The organism is Vibrio sp. 10N.286.55.E10 (genome assembly GCF_002872555.1).
GTDB lineage: Bacteria > Pseudomonadota > Gammaproteobacteria > Enterobacterales > Vibrionaceae > Vibrio > Vibrio crassostreae.
Window position 1 is genome coordinate 1 of record NZ_MCSD01000052.1, and the last position, 375, is coordinate 375.

General features: G+C 38.7%; 1 rRNA gene. It reads left to right on the forward strand.

Annotated elements, in window-relative coordinates:
- Positions 1 to 121: 121 nt before the first annotated feature.
- Positions 122 to 237 (forward strand): 5S ribosomal RNA (gene rrf / locus BCV39_RS19915).
- Positions 238 to 375 lie beyond the last annotated feature (138 nt).

The following is a 375-nucleotide window of genomic DNA, read 5'->3' on the forward strand; positions in this document are numbered from 1 at the left end:
CAAGGGGTTTTGTGGACTCAGATATACCAGACCTTGAATGAGTTTGATGAGAGACTTTTAAATCAGTTTTCCAGATTATTTTGCCTTCAGTTTTTAAAACTGAAAGTAAAAGCAAAATTTGCTTGGCGACCATAGCATTGTGGACCCACCTGATTCCATGCCGAACTCAGAAGTGAAACACAATAGCGCCGATGGTAGTGTGGGGCTTCCCCATGTGAGAGTAGGACATCGCCAGGCTCTAAATTTATTTTCACTTTTTTAAAAGTGAAGACAAAAGTTCGACTTTGTCTACAAAGTAGACAAGTCACCATAGAGTTCTAAGTTTTCTTAGTATTTTATGTTGACTTTCAAAGTAGAAAGCGTATTATACGCGTC